Genomic DNA, 22,333 nt, shown 5'->3' with positions numbered 1-22,333 from the left:
GTTTTGTTCGAATCTGTATCTGTTGCGATGTGCTACCCGCTCCTATGCTCGTTGTTAAGCCCGACAACAATATAGCGAAGAGGGGTTTGTTTATGCGTAACAACTCAAAGGTGCAGCTTGGCCTGGTCGCAGGCTTGATAGCCTTCCTGCTAAGCGGCTGTTTCGATAGCTCCTCCGATCAGCCCGATCTTGAGCTCGCCAGTCTGTCCAGCGCTGCGGATCAGGTCAGTGGTGACGATGTTCTGATCGGCCTTGAGGGCGACGCCGCCACGATCACAGCGGAAAAAGACAACCTGGAATTCTGGCTCAATGACGCCAGGATCCGCCCGGTAATAAGAGATGGCCGCAACGGCCCGGAAATACTTGTGGCAGGGCTTGCCAAAGGCACAAACCGGCTGGAAATGCACCATGTTGACTACGGACCGCTGAGCGACCTGACTCTGACGGTTCATTCGGTAACCGGCCCGATTTTCTCTGGCCCGCAGCAGTATCCGTTCGTTTGTACGGTAACCACAGAGCTGGGCAAGCAGCCTTTGGTGGACACCGCCGGCGATACTGGCTTCCCGGTTATGGACGGCAGTGGTAGCCAGATTGGTTTGAGCAAGGACTGTTCGATCGACTCGTATGTGGAGTTTGTTTATCGCACAACCGGCGATGACTGGGCGCCCTTGCCTATTGACGGTACCCGGCCGGCGGATATGGCTACCACAGAGCTCACCGATGGTCGCATCGTCGATTTTGTTGTGCGGCAGGAGCGGGGCACCATCAACCGGTTTATCTACAGCTTCGCCACGTTGGCATCCGTGGGAGACGAAGCAGATGACGCCGCTACGGAAAACTGGAACGGGCGTCTGTTGTTTCATTTTGAAGGCGGCGTTGCCATCGGGCACACCCAGGGCCGCATCAGTGGTCGGGCCCTTGAGGCGGAAGTGCTCAAGAAAGGCTACGCGGTTATCTACTCCACCGGCACTCGAACCAACACCCACTATAACCTTCAGGTGGGCGGCGAAACCGCGCTGATGGTAAAAGAGCACTTCATCAAGCGCTTTGGTGTACCTGAGTATACCGTGGCCATTGGCGGATCCGGTGGCGGCATCCAACAGTACGTCTATTCCCAGAACCACCCGGATCTTCTGGATGCGGGTGTGCCTCAGTACTCCTACCCGGACATGGTGACCCAGATCATTCACATTGGCGACTGTGAATTGCTGGAGTACTACATGGACGTTACTGACAAAGACAACGCGAAATGGCAGACAACCACAAACCGGAGTTGGCTGGTGGGGCTGAACGCCATTGATGCCTATGCCGATCCGTTTGCGGGTGCAAAAGCCATGCTGGGATACAGCACGGCACCGGGTATGACTGAGTGCATCCCGGCGTGGCGCGGTCTGACTCCATTGGTGATGAATCCATTGTTCGGAAATGCCCGCAACCAGGAGCTGATGCAGCCTGCTGGTGTGATGGATAGCGTGCAGTGGACTCACTATGACGATCTGAGAAATATCTACGGCCTTGACGAAAACGGCGACCCCCGAACCCTGTTCGACAATGTTGGCGTGCAGTATGGCCTTGGAGCGCTGCGCGACAGCAACATATCCAAAGCCGAGTTCCTGAAGCTGAACGCTCAGATTGGTGGCTGGAAACAGCCCTCTGAAATGGTGCAAGAGGGCTTTCCGTTCATTGGCTCACTTGCGGATGTCCAGGCGGACCCCCGCAAATTCGATCCCTGGAGTTCCCGCAACATGAATCTCAGCCCGGATGGCACATTGCCGGCGTCACGGACCGAGGGCGATTTGTTGGCGATTCAGGCCGCCTATGACTCCGGTATGGTTTTCGATGGGCAGCTCAATATGCCGGTCATCGACTGGCGGCATTACCTGGAGGAAGTGCTGGACATGCACAACAGTCACCAGTCTTTCTCGGTTCGCCAGCGCATCATCAACAAAATGGGAGATGCCGGCAATCAGGTCATCTGGTTTACCGATACCCGGCCGGCCGTCATCTCAGATGAGGGTGAGCCTGAGCCACGGGAAGAATCAAACCCGACATGGGCGGCACTGGACGTACTGCATGACTGGCTGATGAACATTCGCGCGAACCCGGAGCAGAGTATTGCTGACAACAGACCTGCAGCAGCGGTGGACACCTGCTATGAAACCGATGGCACTGTCATAGCAGCGGGGGACGATGTCTGGAATGGTATTCTGGACGCCGAGGCTGAAGGTGCCTGCACCGCGAGGTTCGAAACTTACACTACGTCGAGAATAGAGGCGGGCGGACCGATAGAGGGCAGTGTGTTCAAGTGCAGCCTGAAACAGGTTGCAACCGCACTGACAGACAGCACTTATGGAACGGTTTCATTCAGCGCGGCGGAGGTTACCTGGCTGAACGAGATTTTCCCTGACGGTGTCTGCGATTACAGCCAGCCGGATCAGGGGCGTCCTGCTGGTTGAGCGTTGGGCTTTCAGCGAAAGAGTCAGGCTGACTCTTTCGCTATTACTGCAGCGCTACTTGTTACATTTTCTTCAGACAGGCCGCCAAAGCGACGATAAAAACCCGGTGTCGGGCCGGGTAGTGGGCCTGAAGCATTTTCCAGCAGGCTTGCCAGGTGCTCGTCAGAGCGGCTGTATATCGCCCGGTAGAGATTTCGACACAGCTGTTTGGCACTGCGTCCTTCCCAGTCGCCTGGCAACAGTTCGTCCGGCAGCAAAGGATCTCGCAGCAGTATTTTGCGATATTCGTGAATCAGCAGAATGCGCGCGGTAACACAGTCTTCCGGGGAGAGGTTGTCGTTGGCGCTGAGTTCTCGCCACAGTGGCCGGAACTTCTCCAGAAAGCGCTTATAACGAAAGCCCAGTTCGTCCAGGTTCCAGCTTTCCTTGACCTGCCTGCGCAGAGCCCTCGGGCTGCGCTGCTCCAGTGGCTGGGTCTGCATCACGATGGTGTCTTCCAGCGCGCCCCATTCCTGAAGCAGCGGCACCAGCTCGTTGCGAGTGAAGCGTGGATGTTCCATTACGCCGGCTGCCATGCTGCCAAAACTCAGCCATTTCAGTTCTTCACGCACTTTGGCCCGGATTTCCGGTTCCAGCTGGTTGAGAAATACCAGGCACCAACTGCCGTTCCAATCGTCGGTGCCGAGCGTGTATACGTGCTCAAATGCTTGCTGAAAGCGCCTCAGGCCGGCACCGGTAACGCTGTAATAGCTGCACCGGCCGACCTTTTCGGTTTGCAGCCAGCCTTCCTGGACCAGCCGATAGACAGACGTGCGGACAAGTCGCTCGCTCACGCCCATGGGGGTAAGAAGCTTCATCAGGCTGCCCAGCCAGACGTTTCCGCCGCGCGGGTGGAGGATATCGCCGTAGGTCGTAATGATCAGCGACCCAGCCCGTAAAGGGCGTTTTTGCTGGAAGTCCCGGATCAGGCTATCGAGTTGTTGTTTTGCAGACATGATTCTCTTTTCCCTTCAAGGCGTTCCGGCGCTCATTATCCTCGATACAGGTTTCGGGTAAAGCTGTATACAATCAGCGCGGGCAATTACAGCTTTTATGCACAAGCCTGCGGCTGCCGGAATGGGTTGGGTGTTCACAAGAAAATGTCAAAAAGGCACTTATGTACTAATACATTGGTATGGATTGCTGTAAAAGTTGTGTGCCTGGACGCCGCCCTCAGTTGACACCGGTTTAATGATACAATATTTTCCATTGATATCCGTCAACGGTATCGTATTATTGTGATGGCGGATAGCCAATAATGGTTGTGGCAAGCGAATGTCTGTCACGACAAACTGAAGACAGGGCGTTGCGAAGGTGTACGTGATACGGAAAGCGTCATTTTTGCAGGAAAAACGTTCTGTTTCCGGAAATTTGGGGGCCCATAAAACCAAAATGCCCTGACCACCCTTGGGAGAACAACAAAAATGTTCAAAAATATTACGCGTCGTGCAAGCAAGTTTGCAGCCATTGCAGCGGCCGGCTTGCTGGCAATGAACGTTCAGGCAGCTGAGCCTATACGTATCGGTTCCTTTCTTGCAGTTACTGGTCCTGCCTCTTTTCTGGGAGATCCGGAGCTGAAAACTCTGGAAATGTATGTTGAAAAAATCAACAAAGACGGTGGCGTGCTGGGCCGCCAACTCGAGCTTGTTCATTACGATGACGCAGGCAACGCCTCCAAGGCCCGTAACTTCGCAAGCCGGCTGATTCGTTCAGACCGGGTAGATATTATTGTAGGCGGTAGCACCACAGGCGCCACCATGGCGGCCGTGCCAATGGTCGAGCAGGCGCAGATTCCCTTCATCTCTCTGGCAGGTGCTGTTGTTATTACCACTCCGGTTAAAAAGTGGGTTTTCAAGACCCCGCAAACCGACCGTATGGCGGCAGAGCGCGTGCTGAATGATATGAAAGAGCGTGGCCTGACCAAAGTGGGTCTGATCTCGGGCACCGGTGGCTTTGGCAGTTCCGGGCGCGAACAAACTCTCGCAGCGGCCAAGGAAATGGGTGGAATCGAGATTGTTGCTGACGAAACCTACGGCGGTTCCGACACTGACATGACAGCACAGCTCACCAACATCCGCGGCACCGAAGGTGTGCAGACTATTCTTAACTTCGGCTTTGGCCAGGGCCCGGCTATCGTTACCCGTAACTACGCTCAGCTGGGTATTGAGCTTCCGTTCTATCAGTCCCACGGTGTTGCCTCTGATGGCTTCCTGGAATTGGCAGGTAGCAGTGCTGAAGGCCTGAGATTGCCTGCGTCGCCATTGCTGGTGCCGGACTCACTGCCAGAGTCCGATCCGCAAAAGCCGGTGGTTGAAGCTTACAAGAACGAGTACGAAGCCCGCTGGAACTCCAAGGTGTCAACCTTTGGCGCCTATGCCTATGACGGCTTGATGCTGGCGGTTGAAGCCATCGAGAAAGCCGGTACCACAGACAAAGCCGCTGTACGTGATGCTCTTGAAACCATCCAGGGTCATGTGGGCGTTACCGGTACCTTCAATATGTCGGCCGATGATCACAACGGTCTGCAAGCCGATTCTTTCCGCATCCTGGAAGTTCAGGATGGCGGTTGGAAGCTGATCAACTAAGCCATCCCCATCCGTACCACAGGCTGGAGGCGACCTTTAGGGGTCGCCGCCAGCCGCTGCGCGAGCGGACCCGATTATGTTCTCTGAATTCCTGCAGTACCTGTTTACCGGTATCACTATTGGTGCCACCTACGCCCTGATCGCTTTGGGTTTTACGTTGATTTATAACGCCAGCCATGTGATCAACTTCGCCCAGGGCGAGTTCCTGATGATTGGCGGTATGGCGACCGTATCTTTGACCGCTATGGGTGTACCCATGCTGCTCGCGATTGTACTTGCTGTGGTCCTGGCTGGCGTACTTGGTATTGCCCTTCAGCGCTTGGCCATTGCACCCGCTAAAAATGCGGATGTGGTTACACTGATCATTATTACCATCGGAGCGTCCATTTTCATTCGTGGCCTGGCCCAGCTGGTTTGGGGCAAGGAATACCACGTAATGCCTAACTTCAGCAGTGACGAGCCGATTCAGATTTTTGGTGCTGTGCTGAACACGCAGAGCCTGTGGGTGCTGGGTGTCGGCGCGGTTCTTGTTGCCGTGCTGGTGTACTTCTTTACCCGCACACTCACCGGCAAGGCTATCCTTGCTACCTCGATGAACAAAGATGCCGCTCGCCTGGTGGGTATTCGTACCCAGGTTGTGCTGATGCTGGCGTTCATGGTGTCTGCATTGTTGGGCTCGATAGCCGGTATTGTGGTGGCGCCGATCACCTTCACGTCCTATGACATCGGCATCATCCTCGGGCTGAAAGGCTTTGTTGCAGCGGCCATTGGGGGCCTGGGCAGCGGTATGGGCGCCGTCGTCGGTGGCCTGGCACTTGGGGTGGTTGAAGCTATGGCTGCGGGTTATCTGTCGTCTGACTACAAGGATGCGGTGGCGTTCTCGATGATTCTTGTGGTGCTGTTTTTCATGCCCCGGGGCCTGTTTGGCGCCAAAGTTGTGGAGCGGGTGTGATGATGGCCCGACTGTCGCAATTTCGTCTCAAGGGCCTGTTGTTTCTGGCCATCGTGGTGTTTGCCGTACCACTGTTCATCTCCAACCCGTTTCATTATGGCCTGGCTACGCAAATCGCGTTGATTGCCGGTGCCGTTGTGGGCCTTAACCTGCTGGTGGGTTTCGCCGGCCAGATCAGTCTGGGCCATGCCGGGTTTTTCGGGCTCGGTGCTTATTTCAGCGCCATCATGACCAGCACATACGGCTGGTCGGCCATACCCGCTTTAATTGTCGGTGCCGTTGGCGTAGCGATTATTGCGTGGGTTGTTGGTCGCCCGATTCTGCGCCTGAAAGGTCATTATCTTTCCATGGCCACCCTCGCAGTGGGCTTCATCATCGCGATTATCCTGAACAACGAGCGGGCAATAACAGGCGGGCCGGACGGCATGCCAGTGCCCGCCTTTGACGTGTTCGGTTGGGAACTCAGCGCCTTCGGCCAGTATTCCTTGTTTGGCATGGACATCAGCGGTGATCTGGCTTGGTATCTGTTCGCCGGCGTGGTGCTTCTGGCCGCCGTGTGGCTGGCCCAGAACCTGATTGATTCACCTATTGGCCGGGCCTTGCGTTCCGTTCATGGCTCGGAAGTGGCCGCCAGCGTAGTGGGTGTAAACACCGCAAAGTACAAGAGCCTGGTATTCGTAATCTCCGCCGTATACGCCAGTGTAATGGGTGCGCTTTATGGGCACTTCCAGGGCTTTATTACGCCCTCTGTCGCCAGTTTCGACTTTTCCATTCTGTTGATCACCATGGTGGTTCTTGGCGGTATGGGCTCGACCATTGGTGTGATCATCGGCGCTGTGGTGCTGGAACTGTTGCCGCAACTGCTCGCCGATTTTCAGGAGATGGAAATGGTGTTATTTGGTCTGATCCTGATGCTGACCATGATTTTCATGCCCAAAGGTCTGCTGCCAACCGCTGCGAACCTGCTGGCAAAACGGCGCTCGAAGTCTGCCGGAGGTGACGCATGACCGCTCTGGTGGAAGTCAATAATCTGTCTAAAGCGTTTGGCGGCGTACACGCTGTTGAAGGCGTGAGTTTTGCAGTGGATGCCGGCCAGGTGTATTCGGTTATCGGCCCCAACGGTGCCGGTAAAACCACGCTGTTCAACCTGATCACAGGCCTGTACACGCCCACCAGCGGCGAAGTGAAGCTGAACGGCGAAAGCATCGCGAAACTACAGCCCAACCAGTTGGCGGAGCGGGGCATGTGCCGAACGTTTCAGCAGATGCAGATCTGTATGAACATGACGGCTATTGAAAACGTGATGCTGGGCCGGCACCTGACTCTGAAAAGCAACTTGCTGACTACCCTGTTTCGTTTGCCAGCGCTTACCCGTGGTGAAAAAGCCGCGCGTGAGAAATCTGCTGAACTGATGGAATTTGTGGGTTGTGGCGAGTACCTCGATACCGAAGCCTCGGCCATGTCCTATGGCGCACTTAAACGGCTGGAAATTGCCCGTGCGCTGGCTGCGGAGCCGAAAGTCGTCTTGCTGGATGAGCCGGCGGCTGGCCTGAACGCTGTGGAGACCGCAGCGCTGGAAGAGCTGATCCGCAAGATTGCCGAGCAGGGCATTACGGTGATGCTGGTAGAGCATGACATGAAGCTGGTGATGGGTATTTCCGACCGTTTGCTGGTGCTTAACTACGGGCGCGTGCTGGCGGAAGGTACGCCGGAACAGATTCGTGCAAACCCGGACGTGATTGCAGCCTACCTGGGCGGTTAAACGGAGCGAGGAATAACCATAATGACACAGACACCGACCAACGTTGCGCCTGAGGACAGCTACAGCCTGCAAGCCATCAGCACCATTGTTCAGGAACATCAGGCCCTGTGGCGAATTCTGGATCTGCTGGATCAGCTCCAGCACGATATGAACATCAATGAACAGAAGCCAGATGAAACGCTGTTCAGCACTATCTTCGACTACATTCAGCACTTTGCACGGCGAGTGCACAGTTCGCCCGAGGAAATTGTGCTGTACCGCCTGTTGGGAGAGAAGTCACCGGAAACCAAACCCTTGCTCGACAAGCTTGCGCACGGGTATGTGATTGGTGATCAGAAGATCAATGAGCTACGCCATCTTTTAATGGTGTGCATGAAGCAATGGCCTGATGGCCGGGAAGACTTCAGCCACGCACTGGCACGGTTTACCGAGGCCTTGCGCAAACACATCAAGAAAGAAGAAGGCGTGGTCATTCCCCGGGCGCGCAAGCTCCTGAGTGAAGACGATTGGCGCCTGATTACCGAATCCCGGGATCAGTCCAACGACCCGCTATTTGGCGAGCGGGTGCGGGACGAATTCCGTGAGTTGCGCCATCGAATTGTGAGTTACACGCCAGAACGCCTGGGCGGCCTGGGGCTACACCATGCGCCGCGCAGAACTTCACAGCACGCTAAAGAGGAAATGCTCTCTATCAAGGACCTGAAGACCTCTTATGGCCAGATCGAAGCGCTCCACGGTGTTGATATCCGTATCAACAGCGGTGAAATTGTTTCGTTGGTTGGTGCTAACGGTGCGGGCAAGTCGACACTGCTTATGACGATTTCGGGCCTGCAGCCGACAGACAGCGGCAGCATTAATTTTGAGGGTAAGGACCTGCTGAAAATGAGTACGGACCAGCGGGTTGCCAGTGGCATTGTCCAGGTACCCGAGGGGCGGCAGGTGTTCAAGGATCTGAGCGTTGAAGACAATTTGCTGTTGGGCGCCTACACCCGCGGGCGTAGCCAGGAAGTGGAAGACGACATTGAGCGCATGTATGAGAAATTTCCCATACTGCGCCAGAAACGCCGCAACCTGGCGGGTGAACTGTCCGGCGGTCAGCAACAGATGCTGGCCATGGGCCGTGCGCTGATGGCCAAACCCAGACTGTTGCTGCTGGACGAGCCCAGCATGGGGCTGGCGCCGCTGATCATTGAAGAGATCTTCAACATCGTCAAAGAGCTCAAAAACGAAGGTATGACCATCTTTCTGGTGGAGCAGAACGCCTCCCAGGCGCTTGCGCTTGCTGATCGTGGTTACGTGCTGGAGACAGGCAGGGTGGTCATAGAAGGCTCGGGTCGTGAGCTGCTGAGTAACGAGAAAGTACGTGAGGCGTATCTGGGTATGTGATGTAACAGGTACAAAAAAAACCGCCAGAGCGTTGAGCTGCTGGCGGTTTTTTTACCCTCCCCATAAAACATTCTGGCTATCGAGAGGTCCTGTCTGCGTCACTGGACCTTGATTCGATATCCGATATGCCTATGGGCGAGGACGTCACCGGGCGCTGCGGCGCATGTTCCCGTCAAAGAAAGTTGCAAGCTCCTCAACGTCTTCAAAGGAGAGCACCTGCGAAACATAATGGTCGGGTCGCACCACCACAACGGCCCCGTCTCTGTTGATGTCGCGCACCTCGAAGATATCAACCTCCGGGTCGACGGCATACATTTTTTCATAGTTGGTCACTTGGAAAGGGCCAACTTTCGGGGCAAAAATGGCCGGTGTCCCTGGGCCGAATTCTACCTCGCCATGGGGCTGCTGGTAGATCACCTTGACGTCGAAGAGGCTGTCCAGGTCCGAGCCGTCGGGAGTGTACTTCACCACCGGCGAGTCAGGGGAGTTGAGTATCCATTCAGCCCAGGTCGCCAAGCGAGAGTCTGTGCCGGGGCGTGCGCTGTCGGCAAAGGCGTAGATCCTCCAGCGGCCATCGGCGGTTGCATGATGGCCCAAGTGGACCTTGTTGCCGTCGCAAACCCGCATTACCTTAGCTGATTTGAAGCGCTTGCCAATCGGGAAGCCGGCAGCCAACTGCTGGTGTTCGGTGGTGCCGGTAATCATCGACTTCTGGTACTCGGTCATGAAGCCGGCGGGAAATTCCGCCGTTTTAACATAAAAATTCGCCAAATCTTGCGGGCTGTCGAATTCGTCGGCGGGCTTGGCCATTAAGGATGACCATTCCCGGTCAAAGTCGATCAGGTTCTGCGCGACAACCTGGCGCTCACTCGAATAGGTATCGAGCAGAGATTCGGGCGCGATGCCGGAAAGCACGTGGCCCAGCTTCCAGGCGATGTTCCAGCCGTCCTGCATGGACACATTCATACCCTGACCGGCTTTGGCACTATGGGTGTGACAGGCGTCACCGGTGATAAAGACTCGCGGAGTTCGGGAGCCTTCTTCGCCCGGAGGAACATCATCGAACTTATCGGTCACTCGGTGACCCACCTCGTAGACGGTGTGCCAAGGGCAGTGCTTCACCTCCAGAGTGTAGGGGTGCAGGATTTTATTGGCCTTGGCAATAATGGTTTCCAGAGAGGTTTGGCGTATTTGGCCATTGTCATCCTTGGAAACCTCGCCGAGGTCGACGTACATCCGGAACAGGTAACCGCCTTCGCGGGGAATATGCAGAATACTGCCGCCGCTTGATGACTGGATGGCACATTTCGTGCGAATGTCTGGAAAGTCAGTGTTGGCGAGCACGTCCATCACGCCCCAGGCATGATACGACACCGCCCCGATGTGCTGGCGGCCAATCGATTTGCGCACACGACTGTGTGCGCCATCGCAGCCGATCACATATTTGGCTTTCACCGTGCGTTCCTGGCCATCTTTCTCGCCGCCGACATGGCGCAAAGTCACTGTTACGGGATATTCGCAATCTTCATCAACAGTCAGGGTCTGGAATTCCAGTCCGTAATCGGGGGTTAGCCGGGTAGGAGCGTTCCTGGCGCACTCGGCGAAGTAATCGAGAACCCTGGCCTGGTTGACGATCAGATGAGGGAATTCGCTGATTTTCCCACCGGGATCGTCCGGGGCCACCGAGGATCGGGCAATATTCGACGGGTTATCGGAGTCCGGACCCCAAAAGGCCATCTCGGTAAGATGGAAAGCTTCAGCAGTGATTCTTTCAGCAAAACCGAATGCCTGGAACGTCTCGACACTGCGTGCCTGAATGCCATCGGCCTGGCCAATTTCCAGTCGCCCGGGGCGGCGTTCGACAATTCGGGTAGTGATGTTCGGGAACTTCGCCAGCTGGGCGGCGGCAATTACGCCGGCAGGTCCGCTGCCAATGATAAGTACATCCATAACATCCGGTAGTGTCTCGGGGCGATTAATGCCGGTCCCTGACGCCTCTTCCATTCTTGGGTCGCTGGATACGTATCCGTGATGGTGAAATTGCATTGTTATTTCTCCTTTTTTCTGGCTTGGGCCGGATGATATTAAGACCGGTTTGCCCTGCTTTTTTGTTAATTGATTCAGTTACATCACAATCGGGATTTGCCCTCAGATACGGCTTGAACCGGGCACAAAGGACTCGGTGACTGAGGCTTGCGGGGCCGGAACCTTGTCGCCGGTTACCTGAGATACCGGGAATACGGCGTTGATCTGGCCAGTTCCTGAGCTGCCGAAGTAAGGGGTCAGCACCTCTGCTTTCTGGTCGTACTCAGACCAGCCTAACGCACCCAGCATCATCGCGGTGTCGTGCATAAAGCCCTCACCGTGACCTTTTACGGCGTACTCTGGCAGCATTTCGCAGAAGTCTTCCCATTCCCCATTTTCCCACATCCGAACCACGTCGTGATCCAGTCGCTCCAGGAATGGAGACCAGGTCTTGGTGGCAAACTTCGGGGCCTGACCGTTCTGGGCAAAACGATGGGACAGTGAGCCACTGGCAAAAATGGCTACGGTGCCATCGTAGTGCTCCTCAATCGCCTTACGCATTGCCCAACCCAGGCGGGCACTGTCATTCAGGTAGTGCACCGTACACATTGCAGAGACCGAAATAACTTTGAAATGGCGGTCTTCATTCATATAGCGCATAGGTACCAGAGTGCCGTACTCAGGATCGAGGGTGGTTTTGTCGTGCGCCAGTGTTTCCACGCCCTGAGCATTGCATTCGGCGGCCAGCAGTTTGCCTAGTTCAGGGTTGCCGTCATATTCAAACTCCATATTGGAGATGAAGTGAGGCAGCTCACCACTGGTGTAGTTGCCTTTGAAGTGGGCGGCACAATTGATGTGGTAGTTGGCGTTCACCAGCCAGTGGGTATCGAATACAACGATGGTATCCACGCCAAGCTCACGACAGCGACGGCCGATCTCGATATGACCGTCGATGGCCGCTTGGCGAAAGCCCTTCTGCGGGCCCTCCAACTCGGATAGATACATGGATGGTACATGCGTGATTTTTGCAACTAATGCGAGCTTACCCATAAGGTTGTCCTCTTTTATCGTTGTTGGTTGTTACACCTAATTGCCAGGTCGTTTTCGTGTTGCCAGCGCCACGTGCTGGCGTGTGCCATCAAAGCGATTAAGAGGGCTATCAGTATGCATCCGAAGACCAACGTCGTGCCATATTCCAGCAAGAAGGGCACCAGTTGGGCGATGACAGCCCCGGTTAACAGTTGAATAAAACCCATCAATCCTGATGCGGTTCCGGCTGAGCGGTCACTGCTGTTGATGGCTGCTGACTGTGCGCTGGGCTGGCTTAAGCCGCGCCCGAATGTAAGCAACGCCATCGGCAGAAACACGCCGACAAAACTGAGCTGGTTGAGAGCTGACAGGCCAACCAGAAAAGCGGCCCCTAGTAGTGAAAGCAGATTGCCTCCGAGTATCATCTTGTCCACACTGAACCTGTGAGCTAGGCGCGTTGATAGAAAACTGCCAGCCATGAAAGCCAGGGACACGATCAGAAACCAGCTACCGAATTGGGCCGAATTGCCTCCCAGTTGCCCTGTCACTATGTAAGGGCTACTGCCAACAAACAGGTAGAACGCTGCTGCCACTGCCGTGTTCGACAACACATAACTCAGGTATTGTGTTGAGCGTAGCACCTCACGATAGCGCCGAAGAATGCCACCAAGGTGCAGGCTGTCACTGCGCACGTTGCTGGTTTCGGGGAGCATCCACAGAGTCAGCAGCCAGACCAGAGCTCCCATGAAAACCGATAGATAAAATATAGAGTTCCATCCGCTCCAGAGGTTCAGATAACCGCCAATGGTTGGGGCGATTGCCTGAGCGATGGCAATGGCCATGACCACATAACCCATGCGGCCAGCGGCGCCCTGGCGGCCATGCACGTCAAGAATGATGGCCCGAACCAGTGCCATGCAGGTGCTGCCGCCCAGGGCCTGCAATACGCGCCCAGCAATCAGCATATCAACGCCGTCAGCCGAGGCAGCAAGCAGGCTGCCAACCGTGTGCAGACCCAAGCCGGCCAGCAGTACTGGCCGACGGCCAAAATAGTCTGCCAGCGGCCCGGTGATCAGCTGGCCAATTGCCAGTGTCAGCAGATAGCACGTAAAGGTCAGCTGGATGGTGGCGATATCCACATCCAGAGCGACCGCAACATCCGGCATTGCCGGCACGAAGGCGTTCAGGGCCAGCGGGCTGGCCATGGCGATCAGTGTCAGAAGGGCAACAGGTGGTGTTGTTTTCAACGTATCTCAGCCAGTCAGGTCGTCCGCGCAGCCGCAATGGGCTACTGCAGACAACACTTACTTAGGGTCGCGTATAACCAACAGACGCAGTTCGGTCATATCTTCGATCGCATAGCGAATCCCCTCACGACCCAAACCACTGTCCTTAACGCCGCCGTATGGCATGTGGTCCACACGCCATGACGGAACATCACCAATCACCACGCCGCCCACTTCCAGTTCATCCCAGGCTTTCTGAATCTTGTAAATGTCGCGGGTAAAGATGCCGGCCTGCAGACCGAAGTCAGAATTATTTACTTCCATCAGTGCCGCATCAAAGTCGGTGAACCTGGACAGAATGGCCACCGGGCCGAAGGCTTCTTGAGTGTTTACGTTTTGAGCCGGGTCAACGTTCTCCAGCAGGGTCGCCTGCAGCATCGCGCCATCGCGCTCGCCACCGGCCAGAACGGTGGCACCGGACTCTTTCGCTTCCAGTACCCAGTCGTGCAACCGGGTGGCTTCCTTCTCGGAGATCATCGGACCGATAAAGGTGTTTTCGTTTTTTGGATCGCCGTGTACCAGGGCATTGACGGCAGTGGAGAGTTTCTCGCGCACTTCGTCATAGTGCTTCTCGTGCACCATAATGCGCTGCACGCTGATGCAGCTCTGGCCGGACTGGTAGTAGGCGCCGAACACAATGCGTGCAACCGCGTCGTTGATATCCGTGCCTTCGTCCACGATACAGGCTGCGTTACCGCCCAATTCCAGAACAACAGGCTTTTTGCCGGCTTTTGCCTTCAACTGCCAGCCGACATCGGGGGAGCCGGTGAAACTCAGAAGTTTCAGGCGGTCGTCGGTTGTAAACAGGTCGGCACCGGTGCGGTGACAAGGCAAGATGGAAAAAGCGCCCTTGGGCAGATCGGTTTCAGCCAGGACTTCACCGATGATGATCGCACCGATCGGGGTTAGACTTGCCGGCTTTAGAATGAAGGGGCAGCCAGCTGCAATAGCCGGTGCCACCTTGTGTGCTGCCAGGTTCAGCGGAAAGTTAAACGGTGAAATAAAAGAGCAGGCACCGATCGGCACGCGCTTCCACATACCGGTGTAGCCTTCGGCGCGAGGGCTGATGTCCATGGGAACGACTTCACCGCCGATGCGAACAGCCTCTTCGGCCGCAATACGGAACGTGTCGATCAGGCGCGTCACCTCACCCCGGGAATCCTTGATTGGCTTGCCAGCTTCAATACAAAGGGCGACAGCCAGCTCTTCTGCGCGCTCTTCGAAGCGCTTGATGCAGTGATTAAGGATTGCCTGACGTTTGTAAGCCGGGAGCTCGCGCATTGGCTCAGCTGCTGCATCAGCGGCTGCGATTGCCCGGTCGATTGCAGCGGCATCCGCCATAGCGACACGGGTCGCAACTTCACCCGTGAACTTGTCATACACCACCAGATCCTGGTTCGGTGTATGAGCTTCGTTAGCCAGATAATAAGGATAAGATGCTTGCAACATGGGATGAGTCTCCGCGCGCTTAAAATTTGAGTTGTCGTTTCGCGTTTTGGTTGCGTTCAGACCGGAAGCCGGGCTGATTTCATTAACATGTTAACTAATCCTAGTTAACATGTTAAGTAAAGTCAACGCCCTCAAATCAAGTGCGGGTTAACAATAGAATGGATTGTTGACGGGTGTCAGGATTTTATCTGACAGAGTTGGTCAAGCAGCTCTGCCAGTTGCTGCATGTTCTTCTTGGAGAACTGATTGGTGATTTCCTGATAACGGGCTTCCAGTGCAGGACTGACGCTCTCAAACATCTGCTTGGCTTTGTCGGTCAGGCTGATCAGCACGCGGCGTTGATCTTCCGGCGAGCGCCGCCGCCGAATGTAGTCCTGCTGTTCCAGTCGGCTGATAATGCCCGTTAAGCTAGGGCTAAGGATGCAGCACAGATCAGCCAGTTGCTTTGACTCCAGCTCATCGTGCTCGACCAGTGCGCGAATGACCCGCCACTGCTGCTCGGTGAGCGGAATGGACTGCAATTCAGGGCGGAAGAAGCTCATGGTCGCTTCGCGCGCCTTGAGGAGTTTTAGAGGGATGGAGTCGTCGAATTTACGCATCAGTGATTCACTGTCCGGTCGCCAAATTCTTTGCATGGTATCATTTTATTAATGTATTAATTAACAGTTTGCAAACTGTTGCTGCTGGCTTCGGTAGTGCTGTGCAGCGAGCCCCGTGAGCGCTTGGAAAACGTTGACAAACCTGGTGCAGTCGACTTTCAGGAAGGACTGAAACTCATGCCGGCAACCGAAGATGCCGGCATGAGTGTCTCTGCAACGTTTAGTGCTTGCCGAGTGTCGGCACGCGGTGAGTACCGTGTGCGATGCAGACGTTTTTGGTTTCCATATAGAAGTCAAAACTCCAATCACCGCCGTCACGGCCGATGCCGGACATTTTAATACCGCCGAATGGAGACGGCAGGTTGCGGTTGTTCTCGGAGTTCACCCATAGCATGCCGGCTTCGACGTGCTTGGCCATGCGCATGGCGCGACCGGTATTCTCGGTCCAGATGTAACCAGACAAGCCGTACTGCGTATCGTTGGCAATCTTGATGGCTTCTTCTTCGGTCTCGAAGGTGATCGTAGTCAATACTGGTCCGAAGATCTCTTCCTGGGTGATGCGCATTTTGCTGTTGGCGCCGGTAAACAGAGTTGGCTCAACGTAGTTTCCAGCCGGGTTCAGCTCGGCCTTGGCTTCGGTGACGCGTTTGCCACCCACAGCGATATTGGCGCCGTCTTGTTCCGCAATGTCGAAGTAGCTCAGAACCTTGTTGAAATGCTCAGTGGCGACCAGTGGGCCCACTTCGGTTTCCGGATCCAGTGAGTGGCCCACGCGCAGGTTACGCACACGCTGCTCCAGCGCGGCGATGAACTTGTCGCGGATACCGCTCTGGATCAGCAGGCGGCTGGAAGAGGTGCAGCGCTGACCGTTCAGACTGTAGATCATGAACACCACGGCATCCAGGGCGCGACCGAAGTCGGCATCGTCAAACACGATCACCGGGTTCTTGCCACCCAACTCGAAGTGCATGCGCTTCAAGGTCTCTGCGCCCTGACGCATGATGTGAGAGCCGGTGGCTGTTTCACCCACCAGGGCCACCGCCTTGATCGCCGGGTGTTCGGTCAGACGCTTGCCAGCGTCTTCGCCGAAGCCGTTGACCATGTTCCACACGCCCTTGGGTAGTACTTCATCCGCGATCTCAGCCAAAATGCAGGCGCTCAGCGGGGTCAGTTCCGCCGGCTTGTGCACGACGGTGCAACCTGCGGCCAGTGCCGGAGCGATTTTCCAGGTGGCCAGCATGAACGGCGTATTCCACGGCGTGATGATGCCGACCGGGCCGATCGCCTTACGGATGGTGTAGTTGGTGTGCTCGTCCTGATGCAAGGCCAGGCCATTCTGCGCTTCCGGTGCCTTGTCGGCGAAGAAGCGGAAGTTGGCAGCACCTCGCAGTGCAGCCTGCTTCATGAAACGGATCGCCTGACCGCAGTCCATGGATTCGACCAGGGCGATTTCGTCAGCACGCTCAACCAGCCGGTCCGCGAATGTGTGCAGCATCGTTTTACGTTCGGCACCCGGCGTGTTGGCCCAGGCTTCGAAGGCGCTTTCAGCAGCTTCACAGGCTGCATCCATGTCAGCCACGGAACCGGCCATCACTTTACCGATGGAGCTGTTGTCAGTCGGCGTCAGGTTGTCGTATTCACGACCACCGTTACCCAGGGTGAATTCACCGTTAATGTAGTGACCGGTGGTGTTGCTCTTGAAGCGCCCCAGGTATTGCTGCGCGCGTTCCAGGTTGGTTGCCAGTGTGTCGCTCATGATGTTCTCCTGAAGCTCTTAGTAGTTGTCGCCGTAATATTCCTGCTCGGAAACAATCGTCGTTTCGAGGGAGCCGACGCTTTCGATGCTGCACACTACGGTATCGCCCGGCTGCATGTCGGCCAAGCCGTGAGGTGTTCCGGTCGCAATCATGTCGCCCGGGTTCAGCGTCATGATCTTGCTCAGGTACTCGATCAGAAAGGGCACATCAAAGATCATGTCTTTGGTGGAACCGTCCTGAGTGATCTTGCCGTTCACTTCGGTGGTCACGCGCAGGTTGTTGGCGTTGGGCACGTCAGCGGCATCCACGATCCACGGGCCCATCGGCAGCAAGGAATCGCGGCTCTTTACGCGCAGGTTGGGGCGGTAGTAGTTCTCCAGATAGTCGCGAATGGCGAAGTCATTGCAGACGGTATAGCCCGCTACGTAGTCCATCGCATCTTCACGCTTGATGTTTTTGCCGGTCTTGCCGATCACGGCGACCAGTTCACACTCGTAGTGCTGAAATTCAATGTTGTCCGGGCGGTAGCTGGTCTGCTTGTGGCCGGTCAATGTGTTGGCGTGCTTAATGAACACCAGTGGCTCTTTCGGTGGCTCGAACGACAGCTCCGTGGCGTGGTCCGCATAGTTCAGGCCCAGTGCGAAAATGGTGCCCGGTTCCTTTACCGGTGGCAGCCAGGTGATCTGATCGGAGTCGAGCGCCACGGCCAGTGTTTCACCTTCAGTAATGGTGATGCGGTCGTTGGCGTCGATGTTGATGTTCAACTCGTGGCCGTTCAATAGAATGCGTGCGTGTCTCATGGTTCAGGCACCTCCCAGCGCATTGTTCAGGGTGCCGACACCCTCGATGCTTGCTTCTACCTTGTCGCCCTTGTTGATCGCAACTCGGTCGCCAGCGAAACCAACGGCAATGATCTCGCCTGCCTGCAGGGTCATGATGCGCGAGATGATGCTGATCAACTCAGCAACGCTGCGTTCCATATTGGCCAGCGCAAAGGTGCTCCTGTGCTCGCCGTTAACGCTGATGTTCACGGTCAGGGCATCCGGGTTGGTCACTTTGTCCGTGGCGACCACTTCAGGACCGACCGGCGCAGAGGTGTCAAGGCATTTGCCTTTGATATCCGGGCGGTAATAGTTCTGCTCCGGCAGCGAATAGTCAGCGACGACGGTGTAACCGCCCACGTAATTCAGTGCTTCCTCGGCAGAGACACGGCAAGTTTCCTTGCCGATCACTACGCCCAGGCTGGCGCCTACAGCCATTTCTGCAACGTCGTTGCCGTCAAAATCTTTTGCCCACTCAACAACGGCACCCCCGGTGTTCCATGTGTTGCGCGGTTTGTAGTAAAGCACCGGCTGAGTCGGTGGCTTGTTATAAGGGGCTTCGTTGAATGTCCCCTCAAGGGCAGCCAACTGTGCTTTGTCGTTCAGTGCGACGCAGATCAGCTTGCTGTTAACCAGAGTTTTTGCAGTCATTGTTAACCTTCTCGTGTTGAAAGTCGGTAATCAGTAGCCGGCCTGAGGTTTTTCTTCTTCAACCGCGGCGCCCTGTTTGAAGCGCTGCGCCAGCTTGCGGGTTTCGTTGGCCAGAATCATGGTGTCCACACCAACACCGACAAAGTTGGCACCTTGCTGAACATATTTCTCGACCAACGATGGGTCCAGGCAGAGCAGGCCCGCATACTTGTCAGCGTCGCGAATTTTGTTCAGGCCGGTATTGATAGTCTCGACCACCACGGGGTTGCCAGCATCACCAACGTAACCCATGGACGCAGACAGGTCAGACGGGCCGATAAATACGCCGTCAACACCGTCCACTTGCAGGATGGCGTCCAGGTTTTGCATTGCGTTTGCGGTTTCAACCTGAACAATCAGGCAGATCTCATCGTTGGCATTTTTAAGGTAACCTGGTATCTGGCCCCAACGGGCGGCACGGGCCAGTGAGGTGCCCAGGCCACGGATGCCCTGTGGCGGATAGCGTACGGCCTGAACCAGTTGAGCCGCCTGTTCGGCGGTCTCGACCATCGGTACCAGTAGGGTTTGTACGCCGATATCCAGTAGTTGCTTGATCAGAGCAGTGTTGTCTTCAACGCACCGCACGACCGGTGCAGTATCGTACGGGGCGATCGCCTGCAGGTGAGCCATGATGGTACGAAGGTCGAAGGGCGCGTGTTCACCGTCAATCAATAGCCAATCGAAACCTGCCAGGGCGGTAATTTCAGCGGCGCTGTTGTCCGGCAGGCCGAGCCAAAGGCCGTATTGTGTGTTGCCGGTAGCCAGTTTCTGCTTGAAGCGATTCTTGGGCAGCTCCATGCTTGTCTCCTGCTCGTTTGGGCTTATTCGAAGTTCAGGGTTACGCCGCCCAGTGAACCGAAATCGGCGTGGACAGTATCGCCCGCTTTGACCGGGACCGGACGGGTGAAGGAGCCAGACAGAATCACCTGACCCGGCTCCAGACCAATATTATGTGGTGCGAAACGCTTGCATACCCAGGTGATACCTTTTAGTGGGTTGCCCAGTACACCACCGGCCAGGCCGGTTTCTTCGATCTTGCCGTTCAGGTACAACATACAACCTGCCCAACGCAGGTCGATATCCATCGGTTTGATGGGACGTCCGCCCATGACGATACCGGCATTGGCCGCGTTATCGGAAATGGTGTCGTATACCTTGCGAGTGTAGCCTGTTTCCGGATCGGTACGCAGGCAGCGCGCGGCGATCAGTTCCAGCGACGGAATTACGTAGTCGGTCGCATCAATGACGTCAAAAATGGTGACATTTTTACCGGACAGCGGTTTTTTCAGTACGAACGCCAGTTCGACTTCAATGCGTGGGTCAAGGAAATCGGATGCTTTGAGCGTAGCACCATCTTCAAACAGCATGTCATCAAGCAGAACGCCATAATCGGGTTCATCGATATTGGACGACATCTGCATGGCGCGAGAAGTCAGGCCGATCTTGTAGCCGATCACCTTGCGGCCATCTTCGATCTTGCGGTCAACCCAGGCTTTCTGGACGGCGTAGGCATCTGCCATGTCCATTTCAGGGTGCTCCAGAGTCAGCGCCGGGATCTGCTTACGATCAACTTCGGCTGTGTACAGACGATCGGCGGCGATCTTGATCTGCTCTTTTGTCAACATGCGTGATGGCACCTTTGATAGTCCGTTGCGGTTTACTGGCCGTGCGTTGAATCGTGTGCGGCCAAATCAAATGGCGGCTAGCGACGGTTCAGAATGTATGAGATTCATTTTAGTTAACATATTAAGTAAGTCAAGAGTCGATGTCTGAACTACAGTTATGGTTGTGTGTGGGCAACTACCATAAAAGTATTGACATGGTTATCCGCATTGACAACACTTAACATGTTAACTATATTTTGGTTGCTAATCCTTTATCCGGGATCGTTGGATTAAACGGGGATAAGGGCTCAAGACAATCACTGGTGGGAGTGCTGCGATGCCTCATTTCATCGTCGAATATTCGGGCAATATTCATGACCGTCTGGATTTTCAGTCCTTATTCAAAAGCTTGCACGAGTACTTGGTATCAACGGGTGCCTTTCCGCTGGGGGGTGTACGCAGCCGCGCGATCTGCTGCAATGACTTCCGGGTAGCCGATGGTCGTGATGGTTTTGCTTTCCTGAATCTGAATCTGAAGATCGGGCATGGTCGTGATATGGCACTCAAGCAGGCCGTTGCTGAGCAGGTTTTCAAAATCCTGTGTGACTGGATGCAGCCGATCACAGATGAAAGCTATGTACAGATCTCTTTCGAGATGACGGAGCTGGATCCGGTGTTGAAGTTCAACAAAAACAACATCCATCCCCTGTTCTCAAATACCTGACGAAAGGAGGCGCGGGTGGGCGCTGCAAGATCTGCAGTGGCAGCGCCAGAAAGGTACGCGGGTCTTCCCGTTCCCGGGCCGCGGTAACGCAAGTAATAACTACAAAGCAATCAGGAGTTAGGCCGTTATGATAAAAACAAAGCTCTTTGCCAAAGCCGCCATCCTCTCATTGGGGCTGACGATATCCAGCGGCGCTTTCGCCGCCACAACGTTGCACGTGGGGACCTGGCTACCGCCCACCAACCCACAGAACGCCATTGTCTGGCCGACGTGGGCCAAGTGGGTCGAAGAGGCAACGGAGGGACGGGTCAACGTTGAAGTCGAACACGATCTGGGCCACCCGAAAACCATGTTCCAGCTCGTTGAGGACGGTGTCGTCAACGCCGGGTTCAGTTATCACGGTTATGTTCCGGGCCGTTTTCAGTTGCCCCAGATTGTGGAATTGCCGGGCCTGGGTGTAGGAGCCGAGGCGGCATCCGTCGCACTTTGGCAGGTGTACAACAAGTACTTCTTGGACTCCGGTGAGTTTGAAGGTCTGACCCTGATTGGAATGTTTACCCATGGCCCGGGTTATATCCATTCTGTTGATCCAATCACCTCATTCGATCAGATAAAGGGCAAGAAGATTCGTATCGGTGGTGGCGTCCAGTCCGAGCTTGGTCAGCGAATGGGCGTGACTCCGGTTTCAGCGCCAGCCCCGGAAGTTTATCAAATGATGCAACAGGGAGTGATCGATGGTGCCTTCCTCCCCATGGGTGAGCAGAAGACCCTGCGCCTCAAGGAAGTGGCGCCCAACGTCACCGTGCTCCCTGGCGGCATGTACCTCGGCAGTTTTTCCATGTTCATCGATCCATACTTCCTGGAGAAGTTGGACCCCAAGGATCGCGAGGCAATCATGAGCGTATCGGGTGAAAAACTCTCCGCCCTTGCCGGACGCGCTTGGGACGCTATTGATGACGAGGGCCTGAAAGCCGCTCAGGAAGCCGGCGTTAACATCATCCGGGTCAAGGAAGGGGATCAGATGGCGCAGGACTTCCAGAAGCTGATTCAGGGCATGGACGAAGAGTGGATCCAGAGCGTGTCTGATCGTGCACCGGATGCCAAACAGGCGCTCAAGGAACTGCGGACCGTTGCTCGAGAGTATGAGCGTGAACACCGGGGGGAGTAAC

Annotated in this window: 19 protein-coding genes and 1 pseudogene; 9 read left to right on the top strand and 11 right to left on the bottom strand. The window is 55.5% G+C overall.

The genetic code is table 11. The features are described from left to right. Positions 1-92: 92 nt before the first annotated feature. Positions 93-2,456, top strand: coding sequence for a DUF6351 family protein (locus ACN0V1_RS01255; RefSeq protein ID WP_417543244.1), 2,364 nt, complete (start codon positions 93-95; stop codon positions 2,454-2,456). Between the two features lie 23 nt (positions 2,457-2,479). Here the strand turns inward: ACN0V1_RS01255 and paaX are convergent, their stop codons facing one another. After that, positions 2,480-3,451, bottom strand: a complete 972-nt coding sequence (paaX, locus tag ACN0V1_RS01250; protein WP_417543243.1) for a phenylacetic acid degradation operon negative regulatory protein PaaX — start codon at positions 3,449-3,451, stop codon at positions 2,480-2,482. A gap of 468 nt (positions 3,452-3,919) precedes the next feature. Here paaX and ACN0V1_RS01245 point away from each other — a divergent pair, with 468 nt between their 5' ends. From ACN0V1_RS01245 to ACN0V1_RS01220, 6 genes and pseudogenes are all read left to right on the top strand, one after another. Then, positions 3,920-5,080 carry an ABC transporter substrate-binding protein gene (locus ACN0V1_RS01245; protein WP_417543242.1) on the top strand — a complete coding sequence of 387 codons (1,161 nt, stop codon included), beginning with the start codon at positions 3,920-3,922 and terminating at the stop codon, positions 5,078-5,080. 76 nt (positions 5,081-5,156) lie between these two features. Beyond that, complete coding sequence (locus ACN0V1_RS01240; protein WP_417543241.1) at positions 5,157-6,032, top strand: branched-chain amino acid ABC transporter permease; 876 nt, start codon at positions 5,157-5,159, stop codon at positions 6,030-6,032. Next, positions 6,032-7,039, top strand: coding sequence for a branched-chain amino acid ABC transporter permease (locus ACN0V1_RS01235; RefSeq protein WP_417543240.1), 1,008 nt, complete (start codon positions 6,032-6,034; stop codon positions 7,037-7,039). The genes ACN0V1_RS01240 and ACN0V1_RS01235 overlap by 1 nt, the downstream gene beginning before the upstream one ends. Next, entirely contained in the window at positions 7,036-7,794 is a 759-nt protein-coding gene (locus ACN0V1_RS01230; RefSeq protein ID WP_417543239.1) for an ABC transporter ATP-binding protein, read from the top strand. Before ACN0V1_RS01235 ends, ACN0V1_RS01230 begins: the two co-directional genes overlap by 4 nt. A 21-nt stretch (positions 7,795-7,815) precedes the next feature. After that, positions 7,816-8,265, top strand: a pseudogene (locus ACN0V1_RS01225) (hemerythrin domain-containing protein); the annotation flags it as partial. Between the two features lie 210 nt (positions 8,266-8,475). Then, positions 8,476-9,180: an ABC transporter ATP-binding protein gene (locus ACN0V1_RS01220; RefSeq protein ID WP_417543630.1), complete on the top strand. Its 705-nt coding sequence runs from the start codon at positions 8,476-8,478 to the stop codon at positions 9,178-9,180. Between the two features lie 144 nt (positions 9,181-9,324). Here the strand turns inward: ACN0V1_RS01220 and ACN0V1_RS01215 are convergent, their stop codons facing one another. From ACN0V1_RS01215 to hpaH, 10 genes are all read right to left on the bottom strand, one after another. Then, entirely contained in the window at positions 9,325-11,226 is a 1,902-nt protein-coding gene (locus ACN0V1_RS01215) for an FAD-binding monooxygenase (RefSeq protein ID WP_417543238.1), read from the bottom strand. Positions 11,227-11,328: 102 nt separating this feature from the next. Then, a complete protein-coding gene (hpaD, locus tag ACN0V1_RS01210) occupies positions 11,329-12,255 on the bottom strand; it encodes a 3,4-dihydroxyphenylacetate 2,3-dioxygenase (protein ID WP_417543237.1) in 927 nt (308 codons plus the stop codon). 14 nt (positions 12,256-12,269) lie between these two features. After that, positions 12,270-13,481, bottom strand: a complete 1,212-nt coding sequence (locus tag ACN0V1_RS01205; RefSeq protein ID WP_417543236.1) for a multidrug effflux MFS transporter — start codon at positions 13,479-13,481, stop codon at positions 12,270-12,272. Positions 13,482-13,538: 57 nt separating this feature from the next. Further along, positions 13,539-14,969 (bottom strand): aldehyde dehydrogenase family protein, encoded by a 1,431-nt coding sequence (locus ACN0V1_RS01200; protein ID WP_417543235.1) that lies wholly within the window; start codon positions 14,967-14,969, stop codon positions 13,539-13,541. 176 nt (positions 14,970-15,145) lie between these two features. Next, complete coding sequence (gene hpaR / locus ACN0V1_RS01195) at positions 15,146-15,568, bottom strand: homoprotocatechuate degradation operon regulator HpaR (RefSeq protein WP_417543234.1); 423 nt, start codon at positions 15,566-15,568, stop codon at positions 15,146-15,148. A 220-nt stretch (positions 15,569-15,788) separates the two neighbouring features. Then, positions 15,789-17,324, bottom strand: coding sequence for a 5-carboxymethyl-2-hydroxymuconate semialdehyde dehydrogenase (hpaE, locus tag ACN0V1_RS01190; protein WP_417543233.1), 1,536 nt, complete (start codon positions 17,322-17,324; stop codon positions 15,789-15,791). An 18-nt stretch (positions 17,325-17,342) separates the two neighbouring features. After that, a complete protein-coding gene (locus ACN0V1_RS01185) occupies positions 17,343-18,125 on the bottom strand; it encodes a fumarylacetoacetate hydrolase family protein (RefSeq protein WP_417543232.1) in 783 nt (260 codons plus the stop codon). A 3-nt stretch (positions 18,126-18,128) separates the two neighbouring features. Beyond that, positions 18,129-18,797 carry a fumarylacetoacetate hydrolase family protein gene (locus tag ACN0V1_RS01180; RefSeq protein ID WP_417543231.1) on the bottom strand — a complete coding sequence of 223 codons (669 nt, stop codon included), beginning with the start codon at positions 18,795-18,797 and terminating at the stop codon, positions 18,129-18,131. A gap of 30 nt (positions 18,798-18,827) precedes the next feature. Then, complete coding sequence (gene hpaI / locus ACN0V1_RS01175; RefSeq protein ID WP_417543230.1) at positions 18,828-19,634, bottom strand: 4-hydroxy-2-oxoheptanedioate aldolase; 807 nt, start codon at positions 19,632-19,634, stop codon at positions 18,828-18,830. Between the two features lie 23 nt (positions 19,635-19,657). Beyond that, positions 19,658-20,461 (bottom strand): 2-oxo-hept-4-ene-1,7-dioate hydratase, encoded by an 804-nt coding sequence (gene hpaH, locus ACN0V1_RS01170; RefSeq protein ID WP_417543229.1) that lies wholly within the window; start codon positions 20,459-20,461, stop codon positions 19,658-19,660. Positions 20,462-20,777: 316 nt separating this feature from the next. Between hpaH and ACN0V1_RS01165 the strand changes: the two genes are divergently transcribed. Both ACN0V1_RS01165 and ACN0V1_RS01160 read left to right on the top strand, forming a co-directional pair. Beyond that, complete coding sequence (locus tag ACN0V1_RS01165) at positions 20,778-21,164, top strand: 5-carboxymethyl-2-hydroxymuconate Delta-isomerase (RefSeq protein ID WP_417543228.1); 387 nt, start codon at positions 20,778-20,780, stop codon at positions 21,162-21,164. 127 nt (positions 21,165-21,291) lie between these two features. After that, entirely contained in the window at positions 21,292-22,332 is a 1,041-nt protein-coding gene (locus ACN0V1_RS01160; RefSeq protein WP_417543227.1) for a TRAP transporter substrate-binding protein, read from the top strand. The last annotated feature ends 1 nt before the right edge of the window (position 22,333 follow it).

The organism is Marinobacter sp., assembly GCF_048266785.1.
GTDB lineage: Bacteria > Pseudomonadota > Gammaproteobacteria > Pseudomonadales > Oleiphilaceae > Marinobacter.
This window is presented reverse-complemented; position numbering and strand designations above follow the sequence as displayed.

Bases quoted from the DNA above. Each gene is read 5' to 3' on its own strand.
- hpaD (WP_417543237.1), bottom strand. From the start codon at position 12,255: ATGGGTAAGCTCGCATTAGTTGCAAAAATCACGCATGTACCATCCATG.
- ACN0V1_RS01185 (WP_417543232.1), bottom strand. From the start codon at position 18,125: ATGAGACACGCACGCATTCTATTGAACGGCCACGAGTTGAACATCAAC.
- paaX (WP_417543243.1), bottom strand. From the start codon at position 3,451: ATGTCTGCAAAACAACAACTCGATAGCCTGATCCGGGACTTCCAGCAA.
- ACN0V1_RS01220 (WP_417543630.1), top strand. From the start codon at position 8,476: ATGCTCTCTATCAAGGACCTGAAGACCTCTTATGGCCAGATCGAAGCG.
- ACN0V1_RS01255 (WP_417543244.1), top strand. From the start codon at position 93: ATGCGTAACAACTCAAAGGTGCAGCTTGGCCTGGTCGCAGGCTTGATA.
- hpaE (WP_417543233.1), bottom strand. From the start codon at position 17,324: ATGAGCGACACACTGGCAACCAACCTGGAACGCGCGCAGCAATACCTG.
- hpaH (WP_417543229.1), bottom strand. From the start codon at position 20,461: ATGTTGACAAAAGAGCAGATCAAGATCGCCGCCGATCGTCTGTACACA.
- ACN0V1_RS01180 (WP_417543231.1), bottom strand. From the start codon at position 18,797: ATGACTGCAAAAACTCTGGTTAACAGCAAGCTGATCTGCGTCGCACTG.
- ACN0V1_RS01215 (WP_417543238.1), bottom strand. From the start codon at position 11,226: ATGCAATTTCACCATCACGGATACGTATCCAGCGACCCAAGAATGGAA.
- ACN0V1_RS01240 (WP_417543241.1), top strand. From the start codon at position 5,157: ATGTTCTCTGAATTCCTGCAGTACCTGTTTACCGGTATCACTATTGGT.
- ACN0V1_RS01235 (WP_417543240.1), top strand. From the start codon at position 6,032: ATGATGGCCCGACTGTCGCAATTTCGTCTCAAGGGCCTGTTGTTTCTG.
- hpaR (WP_417543234.1), bottom strand. From the start codon at position 15,568: ATGCGTAAATTCGACGACTCCATCCCTCTAAAACTCCTCAAGGCGCGC.
- ACN0V1_RS01245 (WP_417543242.1), top strand. From the start codon at position 3,920: ATGTTCAAAAATATTACGCGTCGTGCAAGCAAGTTTGCAGCCATTGCA.
- ACN0V1_RS01165 (WP_417543228.1), top strand. From the start codon at position 20,778: ATGCCTCATTTCATCGTCGAATATTCGGGCAATATTCATGACCGTCTG.
- hpaI (WP_417543230.1), bottom strand. From the start codon at position 19,634: ATGGAGCTGCCCAAGAATCGCTTCAAGCAGAAACTGGCTACCGGCAAC.
- ACN0V1_RS01160 (WP_417543227.1), top strand. From the start codon at position 21,292: ATGATAAAAACAAAGCTCTTTGCCAAAGCCGCCATCCTCTCATTGGGG.
- ACN0V1_RS01230 (WP_417543239.1), top strand. From the start codon at position 7,036: ATGACCGCTCTGGTGGAAGTCAATAATCTGTCTAAAGCGTTTGGCGGC.
- ACN0V1_RS01200 (WP_417543235.1), bottom strand. From the start codon at position 14,969: ATGTTGCAAGCATCTTATCCTTATTATCTGGCTAACGAAGCTCATACA.